At 53.4% G+C, this 22734-nt stretch carries 25 protein-coding genes and 1 pseudogene; 18 read left to right on the top strand and 8 right to left on the bottom strand.

Features of this window, described 5'->3' with window-relative positions; all coding sequences use genetic code 11:
* Positions 1–245: 245 nt before the first annotated feature.
* The 14 genes from TU92_RS19365 to TU92_RS19300 all read left to right on the top strand — a co-directional run bounded on the left by TU92_RS19365 (position 246) and on the right by TU92_RS19300 (position 12165).
* Complete coding sequence (locus TU92_RS19365; protein ID WP_112168791.1) at positions 246–887, top strand: phage baseplate assembly protein V; 642 nt, start codon at positions 246–248, stop codon at positions 885–887.
* Positions 884–1234 (top strand): GPW/gp25 family protein, encoded by a 351-nt coding sequence (locus tag TU92_RS19360; RefSeq protein WP_112168790.1) that lies wholly within the window; start codon positions 884–886, stop codon positions 1232–1234. Before TU92_RS19365 ends, TU92_RS19360 begins: the two co-directional genes overlap by 4 nt.
* 3 nt (positions 1235–1237) lie before the next feature.
* Complete coding sequence (locus TU92_RS19355; RefSeq protein ID WP_112168789.1) at positions 1238–2146, top strand: baseplate assembly protein; 909 nt, start codon at positions 1238–1240, stop codon at positions 2144–2146.
* Positions 2139–2666, top strand: coding sequence for a phage tail protein I (locus TU92_RS19350; RefSeq protein ID WP_112168788.1), 528 nt, complete (start codon positions 2139–2141; stop codon positions 2664–2666). The genes TU92_RS19355 and TU92_RS19350 overlap by 8 nt, the downstream gene beginning before the upstream one ends.
* Positions 2667–2675: 9 nt before the next feature.
* Positions 2676–4802: a phage tail protein gene (locus tag TU92_RS22515; protein ID WP_244207713.1), complete on the top strand. Its 2127-nt coding sequence runs from the start codon at positions 2676–2678 to the stop codon at positions 4800–4802.
* A 1-nt stretch (position 4803) separates the two neighbouring features.
* The gene (locus TU92_RS19335) at positions 4804–5322 is read left to right on the top strand and encodes a tail fiber assembly protein (protein WP_112168787.1); all 519 of its coding nucleotides are present in this window, start codon (positions 4804–4806) and stop codon (positions 5320–5322) included.
* Positions 5323–5427: 105 nt separating this feature from the next.
* A complete protein-coding gene (locus TU92_RS22335; protein ID WP_167457458.1) occupies positions 5428–5568 on the top strand; it encodes a hypothetical protein in 141 nt (46 codons plus the stop codon).
* A gap of 160 nt (positions 5569–5728) precedes the next feature.
* Positions 5729–6898, top strand: coding sequence for a phage tail sheath protein (locus TU92_RS19330; protein WP_112168786.1), 1170 nt, complete (start codon positions 5729–5731; stop codon positions 6896–6898).
* A 13-nt stretch (positions 6899–6911) separates the two neighbouring features.
* Positions 6912–7421 carry a phage major tail tube protein gene (locus tag TU92_RS19325; protein ID WP_112168785.1) on the top strand — a complete coding sequence of 170 codons (510 nt, stop codon included), beginning with the start codon at positions 6912–6914 and terminating at the stop codon, positions 7419–7421.
* 58 nt (positions 7422–7479) lie between these two features.
* On the top strand, positions 7480–7779 hold the full coding sequence (locus TU92_RS19320) for a phage tail assembly protein (RefSeq protein ID WP_181955516.1): 300 nt from the start codon (positions 7480–7482) through the stop codon (positions 7777–7779).
* Positions 7780–7796: 17 nt separating this feature from the next.
* Positions 7797–7931, top strand: a complete 135-nt coding sequence (locus tag TU92_RS22510; RefSeq protein ID WP_244207712.1) for a GpE family phage tail protein — start codon at positions 7797–7799, stop codon at positions 7929–7931.
* Positions 7924–10518 (top strand): phage tail tape measure protein, encoded by a 2595-nt coding sequence (locus TU92_RS19310; RefSeq protein WP_112168784.1) that lies wholly within the window; start codon positions 7924–7926, stop codon positions 10516–10518. The genes TU92_RS22510 and TU92_RS19310 overlap by 8 nt, the downstream gene beginning before the upstream one ends.
* A gap of 10 nt (positions 10519–10528) precedes the next feature.
* Positions 10529–11014, top strand: coding sequence for a phage tail protein (locus TU92_RS19305; protein ID WP_112168783.1), 486 nt, complete (start codon positions 10529–10531; stop codon positions 11012–11014).
* Positions 11011–12165, top strand: a complete 1155-nt coding sequence (locus TU92_RS19300; protein ID WP_112168782.1) for a phage late control D family protein — start codon at positions 11011–11013, stop codon at positions 12163–12165. The genes TU92_RS19305 and TU92_RS19300 overlap by 4 nt, the downstream gene beginning before the upstream one ends.
* A gap of 13 nt (positions 12166–12178) precedes the next feature.
* Here the strand turns inward: TU92_RS19300 and fos are convergent, their stop codons facing one another.
* Positions 12179–12580, bottom strand: a complete 402-nt coding sequence (gene fos / locus TU92_RS19295) for a fosfomycin resistance glutathione transferase (protein WP_112168781.1) — start codon at positions 12578–12580, stop codon at positions 12179–12181.
* Positions 12581–12719: 139 nt separating this feature from the next.
* Between fos and TU92_RS19290 the strand changes: the two genes are divergently transcribed.
* Both TU92_RS19290 and TU92_RS19285 read left to right on the top strand, forming a co-directional pair.
* Entirely contained in the window at positions 12720–12941 is a 222-nt protein-coding gene (locus TU92_RS19290; protein ID WP_112168840.1) for a DNA-binding transcriptional regulator, read from the top strand.
* A 138-nt stretch (positions 12942–13079) separates the two neighbouring features.
* Positions 13080–14123: a phage integrase gene (locus tag TU92_RS19285; RefSeq protein WP_167457457.1), complete on the top strand. Its 1044-nt coding sequence runs from the start codon at positions 13080–13082 to the stop codon at positions 14121–14123.
* A gap of 142 nt (positions 14124–14265) precedes the next feature.
* Here TU92_RS19285 and TU92_RS19280 read toward each other — a convergent pair whose 3' ends face one another.
* Positions 14266–15333, bottom strand: coding sequence for an HNH endonuclease (locus TU92_RS19280; RefSeq protein WP_248291969.1), 1068 nt, complete (start codon positions 15331–15333; stop codon positions 14266–14268).
* Positions 15334–15763: 430 nt separating this feature from the next.
* Between TU92_RS19280 and TU92_RS19270 the strand changes: the two are divergent.
* Positions 15764–15979: pseudogene (locus TU92_RS19270) on the top strand (tyrosine-type recombinase/integrase); the annotation flags it as partial.
* Positions 15980–16293: 314 nt separating this feature from the next.
* Here the strand turns inward: TU92_RS19270 and TU92_RS19265 are convergent.
* The 4 genes from TU92_RS19265 to ftnA form a co-directional block, all read right to left on the bottom strand.
* On the bottom strand, positions 16294–16629 hold the full coding sequence (locus TU92_RS19265; RefSeq protein ID WP_112168779.1) for a YebY family protein: 336 nt from the start codon (positions 16627–16629) through the stop codon (positions 16294–16296).
* Positions 16630–16678: 49 nt separating this feature from the next.
* Positions 16679–17563 (bottom strand): copper homeostasis membrane protein CopD, encoded by an 885-nt coding sequence (gene copD / locus TU92_RS19260; protein ID WP_112168778.1) that lies wholly within the window; start codon positions 17561–17563, stop codon positions 16679–16681.
* Between the two features lie 3 nt (positions 17564–17566).
* Positions 17567–17953, bottom strand: a complete 387-nt coding sequence (gene yobA / locus TU92_RS19255; RefSeq protein ID WP_208640422.1) for a CopC domain-containing protein YobA — start codon at positions 17951–17953, stop codon at positions 17567–17569.
* Positions 17954–18089: 136 nt separating this feature from the next.
* Positions 18090–18596, bottom strand: a complete 507-nt coding sequence (gene ftnA / locus TU92_RS19250; RefSeq protein ID WP_112168776.1) for a non-heme ferritin — start codon at positions 18594–18596, stop codon at positions 18090–18092.
* A 407-nt stretch (positions 18597–19003) separates the two neighbouring features.
* Between ftnA and TU92_RS19245 the strand changes: the two genes are divergently transcribed.
* Complete coding sequence (locus tag TU92_RS19245; protein WP_112168775.1) at positions 19004–19234, top strand: DNA polymerase III subunit theta; 231 nt, start codon at positions 19004–19006, stop codon at positions 19232–19234.
* Between the two features lie 34 nt (positions 19235–19268).
* Here the strand turns inward: TU92_RS19245 and pip are convergent, their stop codons facing one another.
* Both pip and TU92_RS19235 read right to left on the bottom strand, forming a co-directional pair.
* On the bottom strand, positions 19269–20225 hold the full coding sequence (gene pip / locus TU92_RS19240) for a prolyl aminopeptidase (RefSeq protein ID WP_112168774.1): 957 nt from the start codon (positions 20223–20225) through the stop codon (positions 19269–19271).
* A 442-nt stretch (positions 20226–20667) separates the two neighbouring features.
* Positions 20668–22707: a S9 family peptidase gene (locus tag TU92_RS19235; RefSeq protein ID WP_112168773.1), complete on the bottom strand. Its 2040-nt coding sequence runs from the start codon at positions 22705–22707 to the stop codon at positions 20668–20670.
* Positions 22708–22734 lie beyond the last annotated feature (27 nt).

Below are 22734 nucleotides of genomic sequence, written 5' to 3'. Positions count from 1 at the left end.
CTATCATCTGTTGCCCGCTCATTAACACTCCGTAATTCCAGTTAACCTTAATCAGCAGTGGAAGCAACCGTGAAGTTTCGCTTATCGCTCAAACCACATTGTCAGATTTAATGATGTTCTACATACGAGATGTGTCAGCTCAGGTTTGAGCTAATACTCCTTAGCTAGTGATCCCCACGTTGTGCCAACTGCCATCAACCCGTCCCAAATTGTATGCTGCCTGACAGGGCGGCATTCTTTTATTCATGAATACATCCATTCCGAAACACGACATTCCGCGCCTGCTGCGCAATCTGATCCGCATTGGCACCGTTGCCGAGGTGGATTTAGTTGCGGGCACCTGTCGCGTGAACACCGGCGGCAACGTCACCGACTGGCTGCACTGGTTAACTTCCCGCGCGGGGCGTTCCCGTTCCTGGTGGGCACCGTCCGCCGGTGAACAGGTTCTGCTGTTCTGCCTGGGCGGCGAGCTGGACACCGCCTTTGTGATGCCCGGCGTTTTCTCTGATGAATTTCCCGCCCCGTCCGCCTCGGCGGATGCCGTACACGTTACTTTCCCTGACGGCGCGGTGATCGAGTACGAACCCAAAACCGGCGCGCTGCTGGCAACCGGCATTAAATCAGCCACGGTGAACGCTGCCGCTAAGGTGGCTGTCACCGCCCCACTAATCACCTGCACGGCGAAAACCCGCATCACGCTCGACGCGCCGGAGGTGGTCTGCACGAAAAAACTCACCACCGGCACTATCGAAATTAAACAGGGGGGCACCATGACCGGCAACCTCACACACAGCGGCGGCAGCATCACGTCAAACGGCGTCGTTGTTCATACCCATAAACACGGCGGAGTCCAGACGGGCGGCGGTCAAACGCAGGTGCCTTCATGACTAACGCGAAATACATCGGGCTGGCTCGCGACACGGGGCGCAGCGTCGAAGACCTGGCACACATTCAGCAGTCGGTCAGCGACATTTTGCGCACGCCCGTCGGTTCCCGCGTCATGCGCCGTGACTATGGTTCACTGCTGTCTGAACTGACTGACCGCCCGCAGAATGCCGCGCTGCGGCTGCAAATCATGGCGGCCTGTTACAGCGCGATCCTCAAGTGGGAGACGCGCGTCAGCCTCACCGGCATCACCTTTGAAACGACGTTTGACGGGAAAGCGGTGGTTGAACTCACCGGCATCCGCAAAGACACGTCCGCCGCCATCTCCTTAACCCTTCCAGTGAGCTGAATTATGGCAACTATCGACCTGAGCCAGTTACCCGCCCCCGACGTGGTGGAGATGCTGGATTATGAAATTCTGCTGGCGGAGCGCAAAGCCACGCTGGTGTCGCTGTATCCCGAAGACCAGCAGGCCGCCATCGCCCGCACGCTGACGCTGGAGTCCGAGCCGATAGTGAAGCTGCTGGAGGAGAATGCCTACCGCGAAGTGATCCTGCGTCAGCGGATTAACGAGGCGGCGCAGGCCGTCATGCTGCCCTACGCCACCGGCGCAGACCTGGACAACATCGCGGCGACGTTCAGCGTGGAACGCCTGACCATCACGCCTGCGGATACCGCCAGCGTGCCCGCCGTGGCTGCGGTGATGGAAAGCGATGCGGATTTGCGTATCCGCGCACAGCAGGCGTTTGAAGGGCTGAGCGTGGCGGGTCCGGTCGGCGCGTATGAGTATCACGGGCGCTCTGCCGACGGGCGCGTGGCGGACATTTCGGTGATCAGTCCGTCGCCCGCCTGCGTGACGATTTCCGTGCTGGCACAGACCGGCAACGGCACCGCCCCCGCTGACCTGCTGGCGAAAGTGCAGGCCGCGCTCAACGATGAAAACGTGCGCCCCGTGGCTGACCGCGTGACCGTCCAGTCAGCCACCGTCGTGAATTACACCATTGATGCCGTGCTGTATCTGTTCCCTGGTCCCGAAGCCGAACCCATTCGCGAAGCCGCCGAGGCGAAGCTTATCGCCTACACCACCGCGCAGCACCGGCTAGGCCGCGACATCCGGCTCTCCGCCATTTACGCCGCGCTGCACGTTGAGGGCGTCCAGCGGGTGGAGCTGAAAAGCCCGAAGGCCGACATCGAGCTGGATAAAACCCAGGCGTCATTCTGCACCGCCTACACCCTGAAAGTGGGCGGTTACGATGAGTGATCGCCTGCTGCCCGTCGGTTCATCCCAGCTTGAGGTAGCCGCCGCCGACGCCTGCGCCGCGCTTGAAAACGTGCCGGTGCCGCTGCGGCAGCTCTGGGATCCGCTGGCCTGTCCGGCAAAGTTTTTACCTTACCTGGCGTGGGCGCTGTCGGTTGACCGCTGGGATGAAAACTGGCCGGTTGCCACTAAGCGGCGCGTGATTCAGTCGGCCTGGTTCATTCACTGCCATAAGGGAACCATCGGCGCTATTCGCCGCGTCGTGGAGCCGCTCGGCTACCTGATTAACGTGACCGAGTGGTGGGAAACCAACGACGAACCAGGCACGTTTCGCCTGGACATCGGCGTGCTGGAAACCGGCATCACCGAAGAAATGTATTTAGAGATGGAAAGGCTGATTGCCGACGCCAAACCCGCAAGCCGCCACCTGATCGGGCTGACCATTATCCAGGATATTAAAGGCGACGTTTACATTGGCGCAGCGCAGTACGTCGGCGAGCTGCTGACCGTTTACCCCGCATAAGAGGACGATATGAGCACATTTAAATCCGTTGTCACCACGCTCGGCCAGGCGCGTATCGCGGCGGCCATTGCGGCGGGGACAGACATTAACATTACGCAGCTGGCCGTCGGCGACGGCAACGGCAAGGCAACAACGCCTGTGGCCTCACAGACCAAACTGGTGAAAGAGGTCTACCGCACGCCGCTCAACTCATTGAAGCTTGACCCTTCGCACGGAAATTGGGTCATTGCCGAAGCGGTGCTGTCTGCCAGCGTCGGCGGCTTCTGGATGCGCGAAATGGGGCTGTTCAGCAGCGACGGCGCGCTGATTGCCGTCTGCAACATGGCGGACACCTATAAACCGACGCTGGCGGAAGGTTCAGGCCGCACGCAGACGTTGCGCATGGTGATTGCCGTCAGCAACACCGAGGCAATCAGCTTGCTGATCGACGATTCGGTGATTATGGCAACCGAGCAGTATGTGAATGACATGCTGGCCGCGCATGAGAAATCGCGCAATCATCCAGACGGCACAATGGCGGCAAAGGGGTTTGTTCAGCTGAGCAGCTCGGTCAGCAGTAGCAGCGAAGCGCTGGCCGCCACACCAAAAGCGGTGAAGGCTGTTAATGACAACGCCAACAGCCGCGTCCCTTCCACCCGTAAAATTAACGGTAAGGCGTTAAGCGCTGACCAAACTCTGACGGCGGCGGACGTGGGCGCACTTGCTTCAACCGGCGGCGTGGTTACTGGCGAACTCAAAGGTACCTCTGCGGTATTTTCCGGCTCACTAACACAACGGGAAAGCATCGCAAGTTATCGACAACTGATCTCCAGAGCAGATGCGTTTTCAGCCTACACAACGTATAACCGGCTTGATCAGGTGGAAGGGATGCGACCTGGCTCAGTGATCGCTGTTGGCGATATTGCCGCCCGCCTTACAACAGCGGCGGGTGATCCCTATGGTCGCATTCTCGCCGGGGTGAGTTTTCAGTACAACACCACCGGCGGCGGAAGGTTAGTTCTCAATGCCAGAAATGACGCTGGGGTGGTTAAATCCGCTATCACCTTAGATGGTGATAGCGGCAATGCGACGTTTGCTGGTGACACCGAATTTAAAGGATTAGTGAGATTCAGCCGCCATGATGGTGCGTGTGAATTCAGTTCGTCAGATGCTGCACATCCATTGATCTCGGTGAACTATTCAGGCGCGGGCAATTTCGGTTTTTGGGATACCACTAACGGCAGGTGGATCCTGCGAAAAAGAGCGTCAAACGTGACGAACGGCACGGCGGATAACTGGGTGATGGACGGCGGTCTGGAGGTTACCGGTGCGTATGGCCTGACATTAACCACCGCACTGCCTATTTCCAGCGGTGGCACCGGTGCAAAAACTGCAACCGACGCATTAAAAAATCTGGGTGGATTGCCGAGTAAAGGCACGGCAGTGGCGGCAACCAAATTAGCCACGGCGCGGAAAATTGCCGGTGTGGCCTTTGACGGCACAAAAGACATCAGTATAAGCGCAGGAAACGTCGGCGCACTGCCATCGGGCGGCACTGCAGTAGCAGCGACTAAACTCGCCACCGCCCGGAAGATTGCCGGTGTAGCCTTTGACGGCACGAAAGACATCAACCTCACCAACTCGAATGTCGGGCTGGGGAATGTCGGGAACTTTTCCGCTGTTCAGCAAGGCGGCGGTGCCGGTATGCAGAGCAATAAAGTCTATATCGGCTGGACGGGTTCTAAGGTCAAAATTCAGGTAGATGCTTCAGATATGGGAGAGGTTTACACCACCAATTTCCCGCCGCCGCAGCAAGATTTGTCAGGGTATGCTCACCGTGATTGGATCACCTATGTTGGCCTCGAGGCTGATAACCCAAATGCCCCTTACATGAGGCGTGCATCAAATAATGCGCTGGTTTATTTAGCAACCAGCGCCTGGTCGGACTCTCGCTTTATTTATGACGTGCAGCGCGGCAGCCAGGCGCTGGAGAATGCGGGATGGACGGCGCAACAGAACTGGGAAGCGCCTACCGGTTGTTTCATGACGGGGTTAAATATCCGCTCGGATATGGGCGACTGCCGAATGATGGGGAAATACTACCGCGCATTAATGATTAGAACGGCCAGCGGAAGCTGGCGTCAGGTGGGTAACTAAGATGATCACATTTAAAAATATCAAAATTTCTAAGCAGGTGTTAGAGGAAGGCATTCCCCTGCCCGTGATGTATTTCGAAGATGAAACGGGTCAGGACTGGTACAAACTGCGAGATGAAAAATGGCAGGGCGAAAACTGTTTCATTGCCGTTGGTGCTGACGGATTTATTTCTACCTGGTCGGATAACCCGAACTTTCTCACCCTATCTGAAGGCGTGAGCATTTACGAAATCAGCCGCGAAGCGCTGCCGGAAGATGTCAGTGAACACCCTTACAGCTATGCAAACGGCGAGTTCGTGAAATTTGTACAGCCTGCGATTGAAGTCGCCGCGCAGCAAAAAAATACGTTGCTCAGCCAGGCCGCCGACGCCATTGCTCCGCTACAGGATGCGGTTGATGTTGACGACGCCACCGACGAGGAACTGGCGAGCCTGAAAGCCTGGAAGAAATTCCGCGTTGCGCTGAATCGCCTGGATTTATCCGCTGCGCCGGATATCGACTGGCCTGCTGTACCTGAGTAAATTGATCGCTGAAAACGATCAATTACGGATAATTGATCAGTGGTAACTATTTGAACATATCCCGCATATGTCTAAGGATATCCCCAGACTTTTTAGGAGGATGAAATGGAATTAAACCAGGAAGAAGCGGAGATGGTTGCGGGATTTATCGCGGCAAACTGGGCGGCATTTTCACAAGCCGCTGAGGGTGTGATATCCGTTTGCGCTTTGCACCGGCTGGCTGAAAAATTAGGGTTGGAGAATTAACTCCCCCGCTTTTCAATTCTATTGACCACTGCCCCCACGAGGGGCTTTTTTGTATCTGGCCTTCACCACGTTGTGCCATTCCCCACACACCCCGCCCGCCGTGCCTGCGCGTACACAACACGCGATGATTGACCTCACCCCAATCACAGGAAAAAACACCATGGCTGATTATCATCACGGTGTGCGCGTTGTTGAAATCAATGACGGCACCCGCGTTATCTCCACCGTTTCCACCGCCATCATCGGGATGGTCTGCACTGCAGAAGATGCGGACGCCGACGCGTTCCCGCTCGATACGCCGGTGCTTATCACCAACGTACTGACCGCCGCAGGCAAGGCCGGTAAGCAAGGCACACTGCGTTCATCCCTGATGGCAATCGCCAACCAGGCGAAACCCGTTGTCGTTGTTGTGCGCGTGGCGGAAGGTGACACCGAGGCGGAAACCACCTCGAACATCATCGGCGGCACCGACGCCACCGGCATGTATACCGGCATGAAAGCCCTGCTGTCCGCCCAAACCGAACTCGGCGTGAAGCCGCGCATCCTCGGCGTGCCGGGGCTGGATAATCTGGAGGTCGCGACGGCGCTCGGTGCCGTCTGTCAGCAGCTGCGCGCCTTCAGTTACGTCAGCGCATACGGCTGCAAAACCGTGTCCGATGCCATCAAGTACCGCGAGAATTTCAGCCAGCGTGAGCTGATGGTCATCTGGCCGGATTTCGTCGCCTGGAACACCACCACCAACGCCAGCGACATCGCGCCCGCCACCGCCTATGCCCTCGGCCTGCGTGCCAAAATCGACACCGAAACCGGCTGGCATAAAACCCTGTCAAACGTCGGCATCAACGGCGTGACCGGCCTGTCTGCCAGCGTCTATTGGGATTTACAGACCACCGGCACCGACGCCGACCTACTGAACCAGGCGTGCGTCACTACCCTTATCCGCAAAGGCGGTTTTAAGTTCTGGGGGCAGCGCACCTGCTCTGACGATCCGCTGTTCCTGTTTGAGAACTACACCCGCACCGCGCAGGTGCTGGCGGACACCATGGCCGAAGCGCATCTGTGGGCAATGGACAGGCCAATGACCCCGACGCTTATCAAAGACATGATTGCGGGCATCAACGCCAAACTGCGCGAAATGAAAACCGCCGGTCTGATCATCGACGGCACCTGCTGGTACGACGCGGAGGCTAACACCGTCGAAACCCTGAAAGCGGGCAAGCTGTTCATTGATTACGACTATACGCCGGTGCCACCGCTGGAAGATTTAACCCTGCGTCAGCGCATCACAGATCAGTACCTGGCGGAGTTCGCCACGTCCGTTAACAGCTAAGAGGCGCTAAACCATGGCTCTGCCAAAGAAACTGAAATACCTGAACCTGTTTAACGACGGACACAACTACGTCGGCGTGGTCAGCGCGCTGACGCTGCCAAAGCTGACACGCAAGCTGGAGAACTATCGCGGCGGCGGCATGAACGGTGCCGCGCCGATTGACTTCGGGCTGGATGACGACGCGCTGACGCTGGAATGGACGATGGGCGGGCTGGATACGCTGGTGCTCCAGCAGTGGGGGGCAGTTGACGCAACACCGCTGCGCTTTGCCGGTTCCTTCCAGCAGGACGACACCGGCGAGACGCTCGCGGTGGAAGTCGTGATGCGCGGGCGTCACAAAGAGATTGATTTCGGCGAATACAAACAGGGCGAAGACACCGAAACCAAAGTGTCCACCCAGTGCACCTATTTCAAGCTGAGCATCAACGGGCAGGATGTGATCGAGGTGGACACCGTGAACATGGTGGAAATCGTCAACGGCACTGACCGCCTGGCGGAGCACCGCAAAAACATCGGCCTGTAACCCCTGAGCGGCGCTGGTTCGCGGCGCTGCTATACCCCTTACGATTTAAGAGAATGTCATGAAACAGATTAATGAAGCCGCTATCGAAAATGAAAACGTCATTACCCTGGAAGAACCGATCACCCGTGGCGAGATGGTGATTAGCCAGGTTGAAATCATCAAGCCAAACGCCGGTCATCTGCGCGGCATCGGCCTTGCCTCCTTGTCGAATGCGGACGTTGACGCGCTGGTGACGGTGCTGCCGCGCATCACGCTGCCGATCCTCACCAAACAGGAATGCAACGCGCTTTGCCTGCCCGACTTGATCGCGCTGGCGAGCAAGGTGGTCGGTTTTTTATCGCCGAAATCGGAACAGTAAAACTGCCCTCCTCTCTGATGATTGACGACCTGATGGCTGACATTGCGACGGTGTTTCACTGGCAGCCCTCGGAAATGTTTGCGATGTCGCTGACCGAGATTATCGGGTGGCGGCGTCGCGCGTTACTGCGTAGCGGAGCCGAAAGTGAGTAATTTACGATTGCAGGTGCTGCTGAACGCCGTGGATCGGGCGTCGCGTCCTTTCCGCTCGGTGGAAAAAGCCAGTAAGGCACTCAGCGGAAACATCCGCAACACGCAGGATACCCTGCGAAAGCTGAACGCGCAGGCGTCGCAAATTGACGGCTTTCGCAAGGCGAGCGCGCAGCTGGCCGTCACCCGTGCCAGCCTGAAAAAAGCCAAAGAAGAAGCCAGCCGGCTGTCGCAGGCGTTTGCCAATACGGCTAACCCAACGGCTAAGCAGACGCGGCTGATGGAGGCCGCCAAGCGCGCCGCCAGCGAGTTGCAGGCCAAAGAGAACAGCCTGCGCAACTCGGTGCAGCGGCAGCGCAGCGCGCTGGAGTCGGCGGGAATTTCCACGCGGAACCTCGCCGCCGAGCAGCGCCGGTTAAGAGCCAGCTCGCAGGAGGCGAACGCCACGCTTGCACGTCAGCGGGAGGAGCTGGCACGGCTGAACCGGCAGCAGCAGCGTCAGGCGAACAGCCGCAGGCGTTTTGAGACCACGCAGCGCGTCGGCAACTCCATCCGCAACAACGGCGCGGTGACGATGGGCGTCGGCTCAGCGGCGCTGTACGCCGAAGGCCGTTTCATGGCACCTGGCATCAGCTTTGATAAAGAAATGTCCGGCACGCAGGCGATCCTCGGTCTGGATAAAACCGATAAAAAGCTGGCGGCCATCCGGCAGCAAGCGCGCGACATCGGCGGAAGTACGGCGTTTTCTCCGATGGACGTTGCGCGCACGCAGGGCGTACTTGCCCGCTCCGGCTATAACGCCGACTCCATTCTCAGCTCGACCGAATCCACGGTGAACCTGTCGCTGGCTTCGGGGATTGATATCGCCGACGCCGCTGACATCGTCACTAACATGCAATCGGCGTTCAACATCCCGATGGATCAGATTAAGCGCGTCTCTGACGTGATGACCAAAGGGTTTACCAGCTCCAACACCAACCTAATTGAGCTGGGCGAAGCGATGAAATACGTGGCACCTATCGCCCAGGCGGCGGGTGCCAGTATCGAAGACACCACCGCGATGCTCGGCGTGCTGGCGGATAACGGCATCAAAGGCAGCATGGCGGGCACCGGTGCCAGCGCGATGTTCAGCCGGTTGCAGGCACCGACGGGGCAGTCACCGGCGGCGCTGAAGGAACTGGGGATCAGCACGCGGGATAAGAAAGGCAACATGCTGCCTGTTCAGAAAATCCTTACCGACATCAACGCCTCATTCAAAAGGAACAAGCTCGGGACGGCGCAGCAGGCCGAATACCTGAAAGTGATCTTCGGTGAGGAGGCGATGAAAGGCGCGGTGAAGCTGGTGGAGGCCGCAGGCAACGGCAGGCTGACCGAGAAGAAAACCGCGCTGGAAAACTCGCAGGGATCGGCGGCGTCGGTCGCCAAAGTGCAGACCGATAACCTCGATGGCGACCTGAAAAACATGCAGTCCGCGTTTGAGGATTTGCAGATCGAGACCTTTGATAAACAGGACTCCAGCCTGCGAAAGCTGACGCAATCCGCGACGGACTGGCTCGGCAATGTGGGCAAATGGGTGAAGGCCAACCCGAAGCTGACCGGCACCATCGTTAAGTCTGCGCTGGCGGTGACGAGCCTGGTTGTCGGCCTCGGCGTGCTGGGCGTTGTGGTCGGTCCGGTAGTGAAAGGTCTGGGCTATATCGGCATGGCACTGAAAGGCGTGGGCACCGCGCTGCTGTGGATGGGACGCGCCGCGATGGCAAACCCGCTGCTGGCCGTGGTCGCACTGATCGCGATGGCGGCGATTTATATCTGGGCGAATTGGAGCACGCTGGAGCCGAAGTTTAAAAAGATGTGGGACGCGATTGCCGCCTGGACGACCGAAGGCTGGGCAACCATCACCGACTGGCTGACCGGCACCTGGAACAGCATCGTTGCAGGTGTGCAGGGGTTATCGGATAAGTTCGCGGCGGTCTGGACGGGCATTAAAGACGGGGCAAAAGCGGGGTTTGTGGCCTATATCAATTTCCTCAAGTCTTTTGGCCAGAAGATTTTCGACGTGGTGAAAAGCCTTCCGGCCAAATTTCAGGAAGCGGGCAGCAGCATGATCACCGCGCTGATGGACGGGATTGCCGCGAAGTGGCAGGCGCTGAAAGACAAGCTTTCCAGCATGACCGATTTTCTGCCGGACTGGATGAAATCGGATGGCGATAAAACCATTTCGGTGAGCGTCAGCAACGGACTGCCGAAACCGGCGGAAGGGCTTTCTTCCCCTGCGCAGTTTTATGGCACCGGCGGCGAGGCTTACGGCTATGCGGGCATGTTCGATAAAGGTGGCGACATTGCCGCTGGTGAAGTTGGCATTGTGGGCGAAAACGGCGCGGAGCTGGTACGTGGTCCGGTCAGCGTCACGGGGCGTCGGGATACGGCGGCGCTAATGCGTAATCAGGCTCCGGCTGCCGCCCCCACTTTCAACGTCTACGCCGCGCCCGGACAAAGTGCGAAGGATGTCGCCGCCGAGGCAATGCGTTTATTTGAAGATTACATGCGCCGCCAGCGTTCTGCGGCGCGCAGCTCAATGAATTACGGCTAAGGAGGTTTCTATGATGCTGGCTTTGGGGATGTTCGTGTTTATGCTGCAAACCCTGCCCTATCAGAGTTTGCAACGCTCAGCGGAATACCGCTGGCCGACCAATGACCGGATCGGCCTGCGCGCCGCGCCGCAGTTTCTCGGGCAAGGGGACGAAAAAATCACCCTGACCGGCACGCTGCTGCCGGAAATCACCGGCGGCAGGCTGAGCCTGGACGCGCTGCGCCTGATGGCCGATCAAGGTCGCGCCTGGTCGCTGATTGGCGGCAACGGTGCGATTTACGGGATGTTCGTGGTGGAAAGCCTCAGTGACGAACATTCGGAGTTTTTCGCTAACGGTGCCGCCCGCAAAATTGAGTTTACGCTGAGCCTCAAGCGAGTGGACGAAAGCCTGACCGCCATGTTCGGCGATATCAAAACTCAGGCCGACGGCCTTCTGGATCAGGCGGGCGGGATTGCCAGCAATGCGCAGAAGTATGCAGGCGGGCTGATGTCATGATGTCCACGATCGCAATGGATAACGGCGCACAGATTGCGCCGGACTACATGGTTAAACTCGCCGGTTCAGACATCACCACGGATATCAGCAGGCGACTTATTTCGCTGTCGCTGACCGACAACCGCGGTTTTGAGGCTGACCAGCTCGACATCGAGCTGGACGACGCGGACGGGCTGATGCAGATGCCTCCGCGCGGCGCGGTGCTGAGCGTCTTTCTGGGCTGGAAAGGTCAGGCGCTGTTCCATAAGGGTGAGTTTACGGTGGACGAAGTGGAGCATCGGGGCGCGCCGGATACGCTGACGCTTCGCGCCCGCAGCGCCGACTATCGCGGCAGCCTGAATTCCCGCCGCGATAACTCCTATCACGACACAACGCTGGAGGCGATAGTCTCCGCCGTCGCGGCGCGCAACAGTCTCCAGCCCGCCGTCGCCGAGTTGCTCAAGGGTGTGAAGGTTTCGCACATCGACCAGACGCAGGAAACCGATGCGGCTTTTATCACCCGTCTGGCCGAACTGAACGGCGGGGTTGTCGCCATCAAAGCCGGTAAACTGATTTTCATTAAGCCAGGCTCAGCCCTCACCGCCAGTGGCAAACCGATCCCTCAAATGACACTGACCCGTAGTGACGGCGACGGGCACACCTTCAATATTGCTGACCGTGACGCTTATACCGGCGTATCAGCCACCTGGCTACATACTAAAGAACCAAAACCGAAAAAGGTGAAGGTACAGCGGAAGAAAAAAGAAAAGCACCTGCGCGCCCTGCAACATCCGGCGGCTAAAAAGACCACGGCTAAAGTGCAGAAAACTCAGGAGGCAAAGGAAGGTGAATATCTGGCCGGCAGTGATGAAAACGTGTTTGCGCTGACGACAGTCTACGCCACGCAGAAGGCCGCGATGCGGGCAGCACAGGCCAAATGGGACAAGCTACAGCGCGGCGTCGCACAGTTCTCTATCTCACTGGCTCGCGGACGTGCCGACCTGTTCCCCGAAACCCCGCTGGCGGTGTCAGGCTTTAAAGCAGTGATCGACGCGCAGCCGTGGATAATCAGCAAGGTAACGCACAGCCTGAACAATGGCGGCTTTACGACCGGCCTGGAACTGGAGGTGTTGCTGTCAGATGTGAGTTATGAGGCGACGGAAAACAACTGAGGCATTAATAGCCTCAGAAGAACTCCATTTCATCGTATGGATTTTCTTTGCACGAACGGAGCCTGCTTTCAAGATCGCCGCAATGAACCTCTAACTGGTGGCCATCGGGGTCGAGAAAGTAAATTGACTCCCCTTCACTCTTGTTGCTTTTCCACTCTATGGCACCGGCCTGCTGTATTTTCTCTCGAAATGACGGCATGTCATCTGATGCGATCGTAAAGGCGTAGTGTGTGTAATCTGTCTTACGTTCTACAACAGATTCCAACGATAAACATAGCCACAGATCTCCTAGCGACAAGTAAGCCCCTTTCGCCCATTTAGCCCGAGGTGTAAAACCAAGAACATCCACGTAGAAGCTAAAACTGCGGGGTAAATGACTGACCGCGAGAGTAAGGTGATTCAATCCTGACAGCATAATTCCTCTTTTAATTTGATTGAGTTCTCTTGAATTACCATAACTAAAAACTGTGTAAATCACTGTAATTTAAGATGTATGCTCAACGCGATAACATACAATGAGTGCATCTGATTAGAATGATTATATGGTGATTAAAATGATGCATTGCCCCAAATGCCAGCACGCAGCTCACGCCCGTTCAAGCCGTTACCTCAGCACCAATACCAAAGAGCGTTATCACCAGTGTCAGAATATCAATTGCAGCTGCACGTTCAAAACTCATGAAACGATCGCCGACATTATTGTTGAGCCAGGAACGGTTCATGCTGTGCTGCTCCATCCGGATAAACATAGCCAGCAGTCGTTGCAAATGCATTGAGACGAAACCCGCGAAAGCGGGTTTTTACTTTTATAGATTCTGTGAATTAATCCCCTTCCATGTATACGACTGACTAAATCAAACATTTACACTGTTTTTATATACAGTAAAATTCACATTCTCAAAAAGGAGGATGTGATGAGTGTAAGAAAGCTGTCTACCGGTAAATGGTTATGTGAGTGCTACCCGAACGGGAGTGGAGGTAAGCGATGCCGCAGGCAGTTTGATACCAAAGGTGAAGCCGTTGCCTTTGAAACTTACACCATGGATCAGGCAAAGAACAAACCTTGGCTGGGTGAGAAGGAAGACCGGCGGAAGCTGAGCGAACTGGTCGATCTCTGGTACAGCCTGCACGGCTGCTCTCTGAATGATAAAAAGGGACGGCTGGGCAAACTGAAGATTATCAGCGCGGGAATGGGTGACCCGATAGCCAGTACCATCACGCCGAGAGACTGGGCGCATTATCGCGATCAGCGGCTGCGCGGTGAGATTGATAACGGCTACAGTACTAGTCTGGCGACCCGAAAAGTGTCAACCGGCACGGTGAACTGTGAGCATGCTTTTCTGCGGGCTGTGTTCAACGAGCTGAAACGCCTGGGAGAATGGTCGCTGCCAAACCCTCTCGAGAATATCCGCGAGTTTGATCAGCCGGAACGCGAGATGGCATGGCTGAACCAGGAACAAATTCTGCGGCTCATGGCGGCCTGTGAAGAGCATGGGAATGATGAATTAACGCTGATCGTTAAACTCTGCCTTTCGACCGGCGCACGGTGGAACGAGGCCGCCAAAATCAAAAGCTCGCAGATCTCCCCGTACAAACTCACCTTCATCAATACCAAAGGTAAAAAGAACCGTACCGTTCCCCTCGCCCGCCCGCTGTATGACGAATTGATCGCCCGCGAAGGCGTGCCCTTCTCGCCCTGCTATAAGCAGTTCTATCGGGTGATCAGGCTGGCAGGCATCGAACTGCCAGAAGGTCAGATGACGCACGTTCTCAGGCATACGTTTGCCAGTCACTTCATGATGGCCGGCGGCAACATCATCGTGTTACAGCGCATCCTCGGGCACTCCGATATCCGCGTCACGATGCGTTACGCACACTTCGCGCCCGATCACCTGGAAGACGCAATTTACATGAATCCGCTGGCTCAAATGGTTGGCAACAAAAATTTGATCAGTTGAATAGCGGGGATAGAAGATAAAAAATAACATACCATTTTTAGCGAAATGTAATGAATTATTGCTGCCGATTATTATATTGACTTATAAAAATGCACTAAGTCCTTAGTGCCATTTTTATACACATTTATATCGAGTCTATTTTTTAATCATGAACATCTTTATCCCCATGACTTGGGAAATATTTATTTCTATGCCAGCCCAAATATTTTTGACATTTTTCGTTAATTTTAACACTCGTTACTGCGTGTATACCTATTAGTTCCAGAATATTATTCTCAACTAATACTGGTGATATAAGCAATTCACCATTAGCCTTAAAGCTTATTAACCCCTTATCAAAAAGAATATCGATATTTGCAGATAATAGTAATCCGTTATAAGGATCAAGTCGCTCATAATTCGATGATTCTCGCCAAGGTTTTATGTGACTCGCTCTCAGCATTACGTCAAGGGAAATGTCAGTAAGAAGGCATTTGCCATATAACTTATTTAAATCTCTTCTGAACTTTCCTTGCCCAACCCGTGCGTCAATCAGTTGTTTTCGGTCTGTTATTGATATGTTCGCATCTTTTTCAATTTCGTAAATATCCTCAATAAGTAAATCAATAGCTTTTTTTTGAGAATTAACATCAGAGACCGATTTATCTATAATATTAAATCCTAGTGACGTAAGAACTTTGAAACAAACCGAATCCAACCCACCAGTAAACTCATCAGCGAAAAGTACTCGATTTATTACTGCTATTGCTGAAACTCCAAATATGACTTTAGGTGGGAATAGATTACCATTATACTCAAGATCATATGTGGTTGATTTTTTGAATTTATAATCAGTATATTGTATTTCTTCAAATTTACCTAATACATCTAGGATGTCTCGTCGATCAAGTTTAGACATAAGAGAATTGAGATTAGAAACTCTTGAACTTGCCGATTTCGCCTCTCTGTATCCCACGGCTTTTTCTAACTCGATAATATTGTCATTATTATAATACACTCCTGCTCTAGAAAGCAGAAACCATGCAGTGACTTTATTAATTTCAGAACAATAACCTTGATGTGCTTTACCGAAAGAAGTTATCGGAGAATACTTTTTCGCTCTTTTATCTAAAAGATATTCTTTGTGAACGCGAATGTCTATGGGCATTTCTAACTGGTGAGGCTTAAACTTCACCGTCCATAATATGCCTTTTTCATCAGTTTCGTGCATGACAGAACCAAGTGCAAACCCAATGTGGCTAATCACCCCACTACTACAAAAAAAATCAAGTCTCCCTTCTTGATAGACTTAACCGTTTCTCTGTATTGATTATATATTTTTGCCGGCCTGGCTCTTATCCATCCGTTTTCTAATTCTTCTTTGTGTGACTTTGGCTTTTGTGTAATCCAGAAGTAATTCATCAGAAACCTTCACCTCAATTTAATTAATGATTTTAATTATTCGATATTAACTTCGTGAGCAAACCTTTACTAACGGCCTCAACTACATTGCAGAGGACATCAAAATTACTATTGCCTATTTTAATAATATTTCCAGTCAATGATACTACATTATCGTCATTGCCACTGTCTGCAAAGGACGTCGACCATACCCTGTACAAAACGCAGATGCAGTGTCCTACCTGTTATCTTATAGTCAACAAATGACGCACGTTCTGCGGCATACGTTCGCCAGTCATTTCATGATGGCCGGCGGCAACATCATCGTGCTGCAGCGAATCCTCGGGCACTCAGATATCCGCGTAACGATGCGCTATGCACACTTCGCCCCCGATCACTTAGAAGACGCTATTTACATGAATCCGCTGGCTCAAATCAGTGGCGATAAAATGGCGATGGAGAATCCAAATGAGTAACATTGAGGGTAAGTGAGAATAGCCTAAGTGATTGTTTTTATTATAAGTGGTTGATTTTAAAAACAGGCAAAAAAAAGACCGAATACGAGTCCTATATTCGGTCTAGGGAAATGGCTCTTGGGAGAGAGCCGTGCGCTAAAAGTTGGCATTAATGCAGGCGGTTAAGCCGTACAAAGTAAAGAATAGCCGACGTCTGACTATTTTCCACTCAACTCGCAACATAGTGATAATAACAATGCTGTATTATTTTCATTATGTGACAACATTCTCAAAGCATGAGTTTAACAACAGTCACTTATTCGCTGCACAGCAACTCAGCAGAGCGATTCCGCTTTGGTGATAAATGGCGCGAGGCTCATTTTTTGTCCCGGATTTTGCGGGTCATCCAGCCAGATTTTTTCCAACGGAACTGCCTGAACCTGACGGTTTTTAACCTGCTCTTTCGCCACGTCGTTCAGAGGATATTGCGCCAGCGTGCTGTCGTTGATCACATACAGCGCATGGCCCGGGCGGCATTGCAGCATGACTTCTTCACGGGTGAATGCCCACGCCTTTCCGTACTGTAAGCGGCTGACCGTTTCCAGCTGTGGCGCAGCCAGACTGCTGGCAGATAAGGTCAGCAGCACGCAGGCAAGCAGTGTTTTCCTCATGATTTTTCCTCGGTAATGATTAAATTCTTAATAGGTTATAAAGGCCGCTTCAGCGCGGCGCCAGCGTGGCAAACAGGCTCACCAGCAGCAAAACCAAAAGCGCCAGCCCCCACTCAATCCATGTCATCAGTACAAAACGGCGTTCGGTATGACCGGAGTCCTTACCCATCAGCGGCACCAGACGATAACGGTTGTACACGGCGACAGCGGCCATAATGCCGACCAGCAGAATCTTGATAACCAGAAGACATTGATAAAGCGACGTCAGCTCCGTCGGCCAGCGCTGCAAAACGATGGCGGTATTGACGATGCCCGTGAGTATGACCAACGCGACAGCGGCATGACCCCATGTCGAAAAACGGATCAGCGTGGCGATGGCAAAAGGCCGCAACTCAGGTTTACGGGTGTAGTACATGCACGCCAGCAGCGGGAGCAAGCATCCGAACCAGTACGCGGCACTTAGCAGATGCACCATATGATTGAGACGGTGGATGAGCCCTAACATGCCGTCATGCATGGCCGCATGGCCGATCAGCGCCTGACTCAGCAACAAACCGAGCGAGCACAGAAACACCAGCAGATTGCGCACCGACAGCCAGTCCATTAGCAAAACCAGCATCAGTGCGGCGGTCAGCAGCAAATGCCAGCGCCAGACTTCACCAAACGTAGTGGTCAGCACCAGCAACCAGACATTCAGGTTCAGGCCATCACTCCAGCCATTACCCATCAGCATGGCCTGAATCGACAGCATCCCGACAGACGTTACCGCCGCAACCGCGCCAGACCACATCATCAGCGTCTGGTTTTTTCGCAGTAACATCGCCGAAAAGCCGGCCGGTGCCAGCAGGGAGCAAAACACGCTCAGCCCGAATATTTGCATCAGGGAGGCAAAATGGGCGAACCGGCACAGGACAAACAACGCAGTCAGGCTCATGACTTACTTAACGGTGAAGCTGTACTGACCATTCGTTTTATGACCGTCGACCGACACCACGCTCCACGTCACCCAATATTTACCCGGGCTCAGCGCGTCGGGTAACGGGACAACCGTCTGGGTGTTGTCATTGGCAGCGAGCGTTAACGCGCCAGTTTTAACCGCTTTTTTATCTGCACCGGTCAGGGTGATTTTGCTGAAATTAGGTTCGATACCTTCACTGAACCCGAGTGAGAGTTCAGTCGGGCTGGCGGCAAGAACGGTGTCCGCAGCGGGCGTCTGAGTTTTAAGATGTGCATGCGCAAAGGCTTGCGATGAGATAAATCCGCTCAGCAATACGGCTGAGACTGCCATGGCACGGCAAAGAGAGGTGGTTTTTTTCAACACGATGATTCCTTGGCTTGCGTAACGATGAATTTATAACGCCGTCACTTTATCGCAAACCAACCCAAAACGTTTGTCATAAATGCATAAAAAAACGCAGAAGCCGGAGCATTCTGCGTTTTATGTGCATCACAAACGGGGTTTACGCCGCCGGGGCTTGCGCTGCCATATTTTTGAGATCTTTATCAACGAAGAACAAGCCGTTACCGGTATTGCTGACCAGCGACAGTTTGTCGAGAACGGATTTGAACAAGGTCTCTTCTTCATGCTGCTCTGCGACGTACCATTGCAGGAAGTTGAAGGAAGAATAATCTTTCAGAGTCATCGCCAGATCGGCCAGTTCGTTGATTTTCTGAGTGATCAATTGCTCATGCTCGTAGGTCTGCATGAAGAGATCGGACAGAGACTCAAATGTCACCGGCGGTGCAGCAATCGCGCCCAGCAAAGGCAATGCGCCGGTATCGCTGACATATTTGAACAGGCGATGCATGTGATCCATCTCTTCCATGGAATGCTTTTTCAGAAACGCAGCCGCACCTTCGTAGCCTTTGGCGCTGCACCATGCACTCATCTGCAAATATAAATTGGCAGAATAAAACTCGAGGTTCAGCTGTTCATTAAGCTGATCGATCATTTCTTTTTTAAGCATGATGCGGCTCCATAAATAAATTAAGGCAGGGGAATGGGTTTATTTATCCGCATTATGCCCGCATCGACACAAAATAAAAACAGGCGATTCACATTAATATCCACATAAGCAACATTTAATTTTATTTCATTGATTTAAAAGGATTAATTATAATGGCAAATATATAATAATGAGAACCATTAACATGCATGTATATATTAAAAAGAATCATTCCTATTTGATAAAATAAAACTCCCGGCCTAATTGAAGCTAATTATCAATTCCACAACGTGAATGGTTCTTATTCACCTGCATAACATCAGTAATAATTTAGCTTAATGGCTGTTCATAAAAATAAGATGTCAGCATTCACCCCGGCGGTGGCCTCGGGTACAATGCCGGTCAAAACAGAGTCACGGGATGTCGCAATGAGTATCAATCTGGCGGAAATCAGTAAAGAAGAGATGGATCGCATCAACATCGATCTGGCGGCTTCGGCGGTCGCTTTCAAAGAGCGTTACAACATGCCGGTTGTCGCTGAAATGGTGGAACGCCAACAGCCTGAGCACCTGCGTACGTACTTTCGCGAGCGCGTGATGCATTACCGTGGGGAATCACATAAATTCTCCCGCTTACCTTACGAACCGAAGCAAAAGTAACGTTGCTGGCGCAGGTAAACGGGATTAGGAAAGATTAACGGCGGGTAGCAAATTGCTGGTTGGTGCGGATCAGTTGATCGAGAATGCCCGGCTCATCAAATGAGTGCCCTGCTCCTTCGATAATGTGCAGCTCGGCTTCCGGCCAGGCTTTCGCCAGATCCCAGGCGTTTTGCACCTGACAGGCCATATCGTAGCGGCCATGCACAATCACCGCAGGAATGTGACGGATGCGGTCGACATTTCTCAACAGTTGATCGTCGGTCTCTAAAAAACCCAGATGTGTAAAGTAATGGTTTTCGATACGGGCAAAGGCCAACGCAAAGTTATCTTCACCAAACGACGCCGAACCTTCCGCAGGCAGAAGCGTGACCGTTTCCCCTTCCCACAGGCTCCAGATTTTAGCGGCCTCCAGTTGCACCGCGCGGTCGTTTGACGTCAGTCGCTTGTGATAAGCGGCGATCACGTCTTTGCGTTCTTCTTCTGATAAAATTGACAAAATCCGCTGCCATTTTTCCGGGAAGAATCGCGATGCCCCGTCCTGATAGTACCAGGTCAGTTCCTGCTTACGCATGGTGAAGATACCACGCAGCACCATTTCGCTGACATGTTCGGGATGCGTCTGGGCATAGGCCAGCGCCAGCGTGGAACCCCACGAACCGCCGAACACCAGCCATTTCTCAACGCCTGCCATTTTACGCAGACGCTCGATATCTTCCACCAGATGCCATGTGGTGTTGTTGTCGAGGCTCGCATGAGGCTTTGAACGCCCGCAGCCACGCTGATCAAACAGCATGACGTCATAATCATTCGGATCAAACAACTGACGGTGGACGGAGGAACAGCCGCCGCCGGGGCCGCCGTGAATAAAGACTGCCGGTTTGCCTTGTGGGTTTCCGCTGCGTTCCCAGTAAACCTGATGGCCGTCGCCGGTATCAAGCATGCCGCAGGCATAAGCCTCACGCGGTGGATACAACCCTTTTAATTTTGGCATGACATTTCCTGTTCTAGTTGGCCAGAGTATTGATGGATACATTTACAACCCAATAACAGCGCATCAGCCAGCCAACAACAAGTTGTAATCCACGAAAATCGGCTTTTTGTATGCTGTTCGCATACTTATCACGCAATTTCTTTTTCCCCCGCTAAGCGGCGGCGTATTCCGTGACTGTAAAGTACTGTTGGAAACACAAAGGAGCTTGCAACCGGAACGGATTTGGCTCTAAATAGGTGAGCAACCCAATCCACCAGCTTTAAAGAGAGGCGATTATGAGTAAAGGAATGGATAGCAAAAAGAATGCGAAGAAGAAGCCATTGAAAACCCCTGCCGAAAAAAAGGCTGATAAAAAAGCCAAGAAAGCATCTGCTTAACAATGTACTTCGTAGAATAAACCCGCCGAGCGCGGGTTTTTTTATTTAGATGAAATTTTTTAGATTTAGTTTTTCGAAGCCAGCGCTACCACGAAGGCGTACTCCAGCGCGATATCCTCGTAAGCTTTAAAGCGACCGGATTTGCCGCCATGCCCGGAATCCATATCCGTGTGCATCAGTAGCTGATTGCTGTCGGTTTTCACATCACGCAGCCTGGCAACCCATTTTGCCGGTTCCCAGTATTGCACCTGAGAATCATGCAGACCGGTGGTGACCAGCATGTGCGGATATGCCTGCGCACGCACCTGATCGTAGGGGCTGTATTGCAGCATGTAGTCGTAATAAGGCTTTTCGTTCGGATTGCCCCACTCGTCGTATTCGCCAGTCGTCAGCGGGATAGACTCATCGAGCATCGTGGTGACGACGTCGACAAACGGAACCTGCGCAACAATGCCGTGATACAACTCCGGCGCCTGATTGATGATCGCCCCCATCAGCAAACCGCCTGCACTACCGCCCATTGCATAGACCTGTTTCGCATCGCCATAGCCTTCGGCCACCAGCTCTTTAGTGACATCGATGAAATCATGGAAAGTGTTCAGTTTGTTGAACAGTTTACCGTCGTCATACCATTGCTGACCGAGCTCAGCACCGCCGCGGATGTGCGCCAGCGCGAAAACAAAACCGCGATCTAACAGGCTGAGGCGACTGCCGCTGAAAGCAGGATCCATACTGCTGCCGTAGGAACCGTAGCCGTAAAGCATCAGCGGATTCTGGTGCGGTTTGAAAAGTTCATGGCGGTAGACCAGCGACACCGGCACTTTCACGCCGTCGCGGGCTGTGACCCAGACCCGTTCGCTGCGGTAATTCGCCGCATCAAAATCTTTCACTTCCTGCTGTTTGAGCAAGGTGCGTTCTTGCGTATCCAGATCCAGCTCAAACAAGGTACTTGGCGTGGTCATGGAAGAATAGCCGTAGCGAAGCAGCGCGGTATCCGGTTCCGGGTTGTATGCCAGCCAGGTGGTGTAGGTCGGATCGTCAAACGCCAGCGATTTTTCTTCGCCGGTTTGCCAGTGGATTTGACGCAGATGCGTCAGCCCCTGTTCGCGCTCTTCCACTACCAGCCAGTCTCGGAACAGACTGAAACCTTCCAGCATCACTTCTACGCGCGGTGCGATCAGCGCCTGCCAGCCGGACTCTTCGCCGTTATCACTTTTATACAGGCCGAAATTTTTGCCGTCTTTGTTCGAGCGGATATAGAACTTGCCGAGGTAATGATCCAGCGCGTACTCGTGATCTTTACGGCGCGACAGAAACACCTGAGGTTTTGCCTGCGGATCGTCAGCATCGAGCAGCAAAATCTCGGATGTCGTGGTGCTGTCGAGATGGATAAGGATGTATTTTTCTGAGGTGGTTTTATCCAGCCCGACATAAAACGTGTCGTCTTTCTCTTCGTACACCAGTTTGTCGGTTTTCGGATCGGTGCCGACAACGTGGCGATAGACCTGATATGGCAGGAGGGTTTTCTTGTGTTTGCGCACGTAATACAACGTTTGAGAATCGTTCGCCCATTCGCTGCTGCCGGAGGTGTTTTTCAGCAGATCGTCAGCCCAGGTTTCGTCATCCAGATTTTTGATGCGGATGTCGTACTGGCGGCGTGACAGAAAATCTTCAGCAACGGCCATACGTTTGTTATCACGGCTGATATCGAGCCCGCCCAGCGTATAAAACTCACTGTCTTTGGCGCGCTCGTTACCGTCGATAAGGGTCGCCCACTGTTCGTGTTCGTCAGCAGGCTGGCGCAGATAAATGGCGTATTCGTTGCCCGGCTCGTAGCGGGTCTGATAGCGGAAACCGTGTTTAACATAAGGAACAGAATGATCCTGCTGGGCAATGCGCGCCACCATCTCGCCATAGAGTGTTTCGCGCAGCGCCTGATGCGGTTTCATGGCCTCATCGGTGTATTCATTTTCAGCTGTGAGATAAGCCAGAACCTGAGGATCGGTGCGGTCATCGTCACGCAGCCAGTAATAGTTATCGACGCGTTCAGTACCGTGCGCGCTCAGGATTTTAGGGCGTTTCTCAGCCTTTGGAGGTGTCATCATCGCGGGATCTCTTTGTCCTCTTAGTGG

This window comes from Rahnella inusitata, assembly GCF_003263515.1.
Lineage (GTDB): Bacteria > Pseudomonadota > Gammaproteobacteria > Enterobacterales > Enterobacteriaceae > Rahnella > Rahnella inusitata.
The sequence above is the reverse complement of the archived record's forward strand: the minus strand, read 5'-3'. Positions and strand labels throughout refer to the sequence as shown.

Excerpts from the sequence above, each read along its gene's own strand:
- TU92_RS19330 (WP_112168786.1), top strand. The coding sequence starts at position 5,729 with ATGGCTGATTATCATCACGGTGTGCGCGTTGTTGAAATCAATGACGGC.
- TU92_RS19365 (WP_112168791.1), top strand. The coding sequence starts at position 246 with ATGAATACATCCATTCCGAAACACGACATTCCGCGCCTGCTGCGCAAT.
- TU92_RS22510 (WP_244207712.1), top strand. The coding sequence starts at position 7,797 with ATGATTGACGACCTGATGGCTGACATTGCGACGGTGTTTCACTGGCAG.
- TU92_RS19355 (WP_112168789.1), top strand. The coding sequence starts at position 1,238 with ATGGCAACTATCGACCTGAGCCAGTTACCCGCCCCCGACGTGGTGGAG.
- TU92_RS19245 (WP_112168775.1), top strand. The coding sequence starts at position 19,004 with ATGAGTATCAATCTGGCGGAAATCAGTAAAGAAGAGATGGATCGCATC.
- TU92_RS19360 (WP_112168790.1), top strand. The coding sequence starts at position 884 with ATGACTAACGCGAAATACATCGGGCTGGCTCGCGACACGGGGCGCAGC.
- TU92_RS19350 (WP_112168788.1), top strand. The coding sequence starts at position 2,139 with ATGAGTGATCGCCTGCTGCCCGTCGGTTCATCCCAGCTTGAGGTAGCC.
- TU92_RS19280 (WP_248291969.1), bottom strand. The coding sequence starts at position 15,333 with ATGCACGAAACTGATGAAAAAGGCATATTATGGACGGTGAAGTTTAAG.
- TU92_RS22515 (WP_244207713.1), top strand. The coding sequence starts at position 2,676 with ATGAGCACATTTAAATCCGTTGTCACCACGCTCGGCCAGGCGCGTATC.
- TU92_RS19235 (WP_112168773.1), bottom strand. The coding sequence starts at position 22,707 with ATGATGACACCTCCAAAGGCTGAGAAACGCCCTAAAATCCTGAGCGCG.
- TU92_RS19305 (WP_112168783.1), top strand. The coding sequence starts at position 10,529 with ATGATGCTGGCTTTGGGGATGTTCGTGTTTATGCTGCAAACCCTGCCC.
- TU92_RS19335 (WP_112168787.1), top strand. The coding sequence starts at position 4,804 with ATGATCACATTTAAAAATATCAAAATTTCTAAGCAGGTGTTAGAGGAA.
- fos (WP_112168781.1), bottom strand. The coding sequence starts at position 12,580 with ATGCTGTCAGGATTGAATCACCTTACTCTCGCGGTCAGTCATTTACCC.
- ftnA (WP_112168776.1), bottom strand. The coding sequence starts at position 18,596 with ATGCTTAAAAAAGAAATGATCGATCAGCTTAATGAACAGCTGAACCTC.
- TU92_RS19290 (WP_112168840.1), top strand. The coding sequence starts at position 12,720 with ATGATGCATTGCCCCAAATGCCAGCACGCAGCTCACGCCCGTTCAAGC.
- TU92_RS22335 (WP_167457458.1), top strand. The coding sequence starts at position 5,428 with ATGGAATTAAACCAGGAAGAAGCGGAGATGGTTGCGGGATTTATCGCG.
- TU92_RS19320 (WP_181955516.1), top strand. The coding sequence starts at position 7,480 with ATGAAACAGATTAATGAAGCCGCTATCGAAAATGAAAACGTCATTACC.
- TU92_RS19300 (WP_112168782.1), top strand. The coding sequence starts at position 11,011 with ATGATGTCCACGATCGCAATGGATAACGGCGCACAGATTGCGCCGGAC.
- TU92_RS19265 (WP_112168779.1), bottom strand. The coding sequence starts at position 16,629 with ATGAGGAAAACACTGCTTGCCTGCGTGCTGCTGACCTTATCTGCCAGC.
- TU92_RS19285 (WP_167457457.1), top strand. The coding sequence starts at position 13,080 with ATGAGTGTAAGAAAGCTGTCTACCGGTAAATGGTTATGTGAGTGCTAC.
- TU92_RS19325 (WP_112168785.1), top strand. The coding sequence starts at position 6,912 with ATGGCTCTGCCAAAGAAACTGAAATACCTGAACCTGTTTAACGACGGA.
- pip (WP_112168774.1), bottom strand. The coding sequence starts at position 20,225 with ATGCCAAAATTAAAAGGGTTGTATCCACCGCGTGAGGCTTATGCCTGC.
- copD (WP_112168778.1), bottom strand. The coding sequence starts at position 17,563 with ATGAGCCTGACTGCGTTGTTTGTCCTGTGCCGGTTCGCCCATTTTGCC.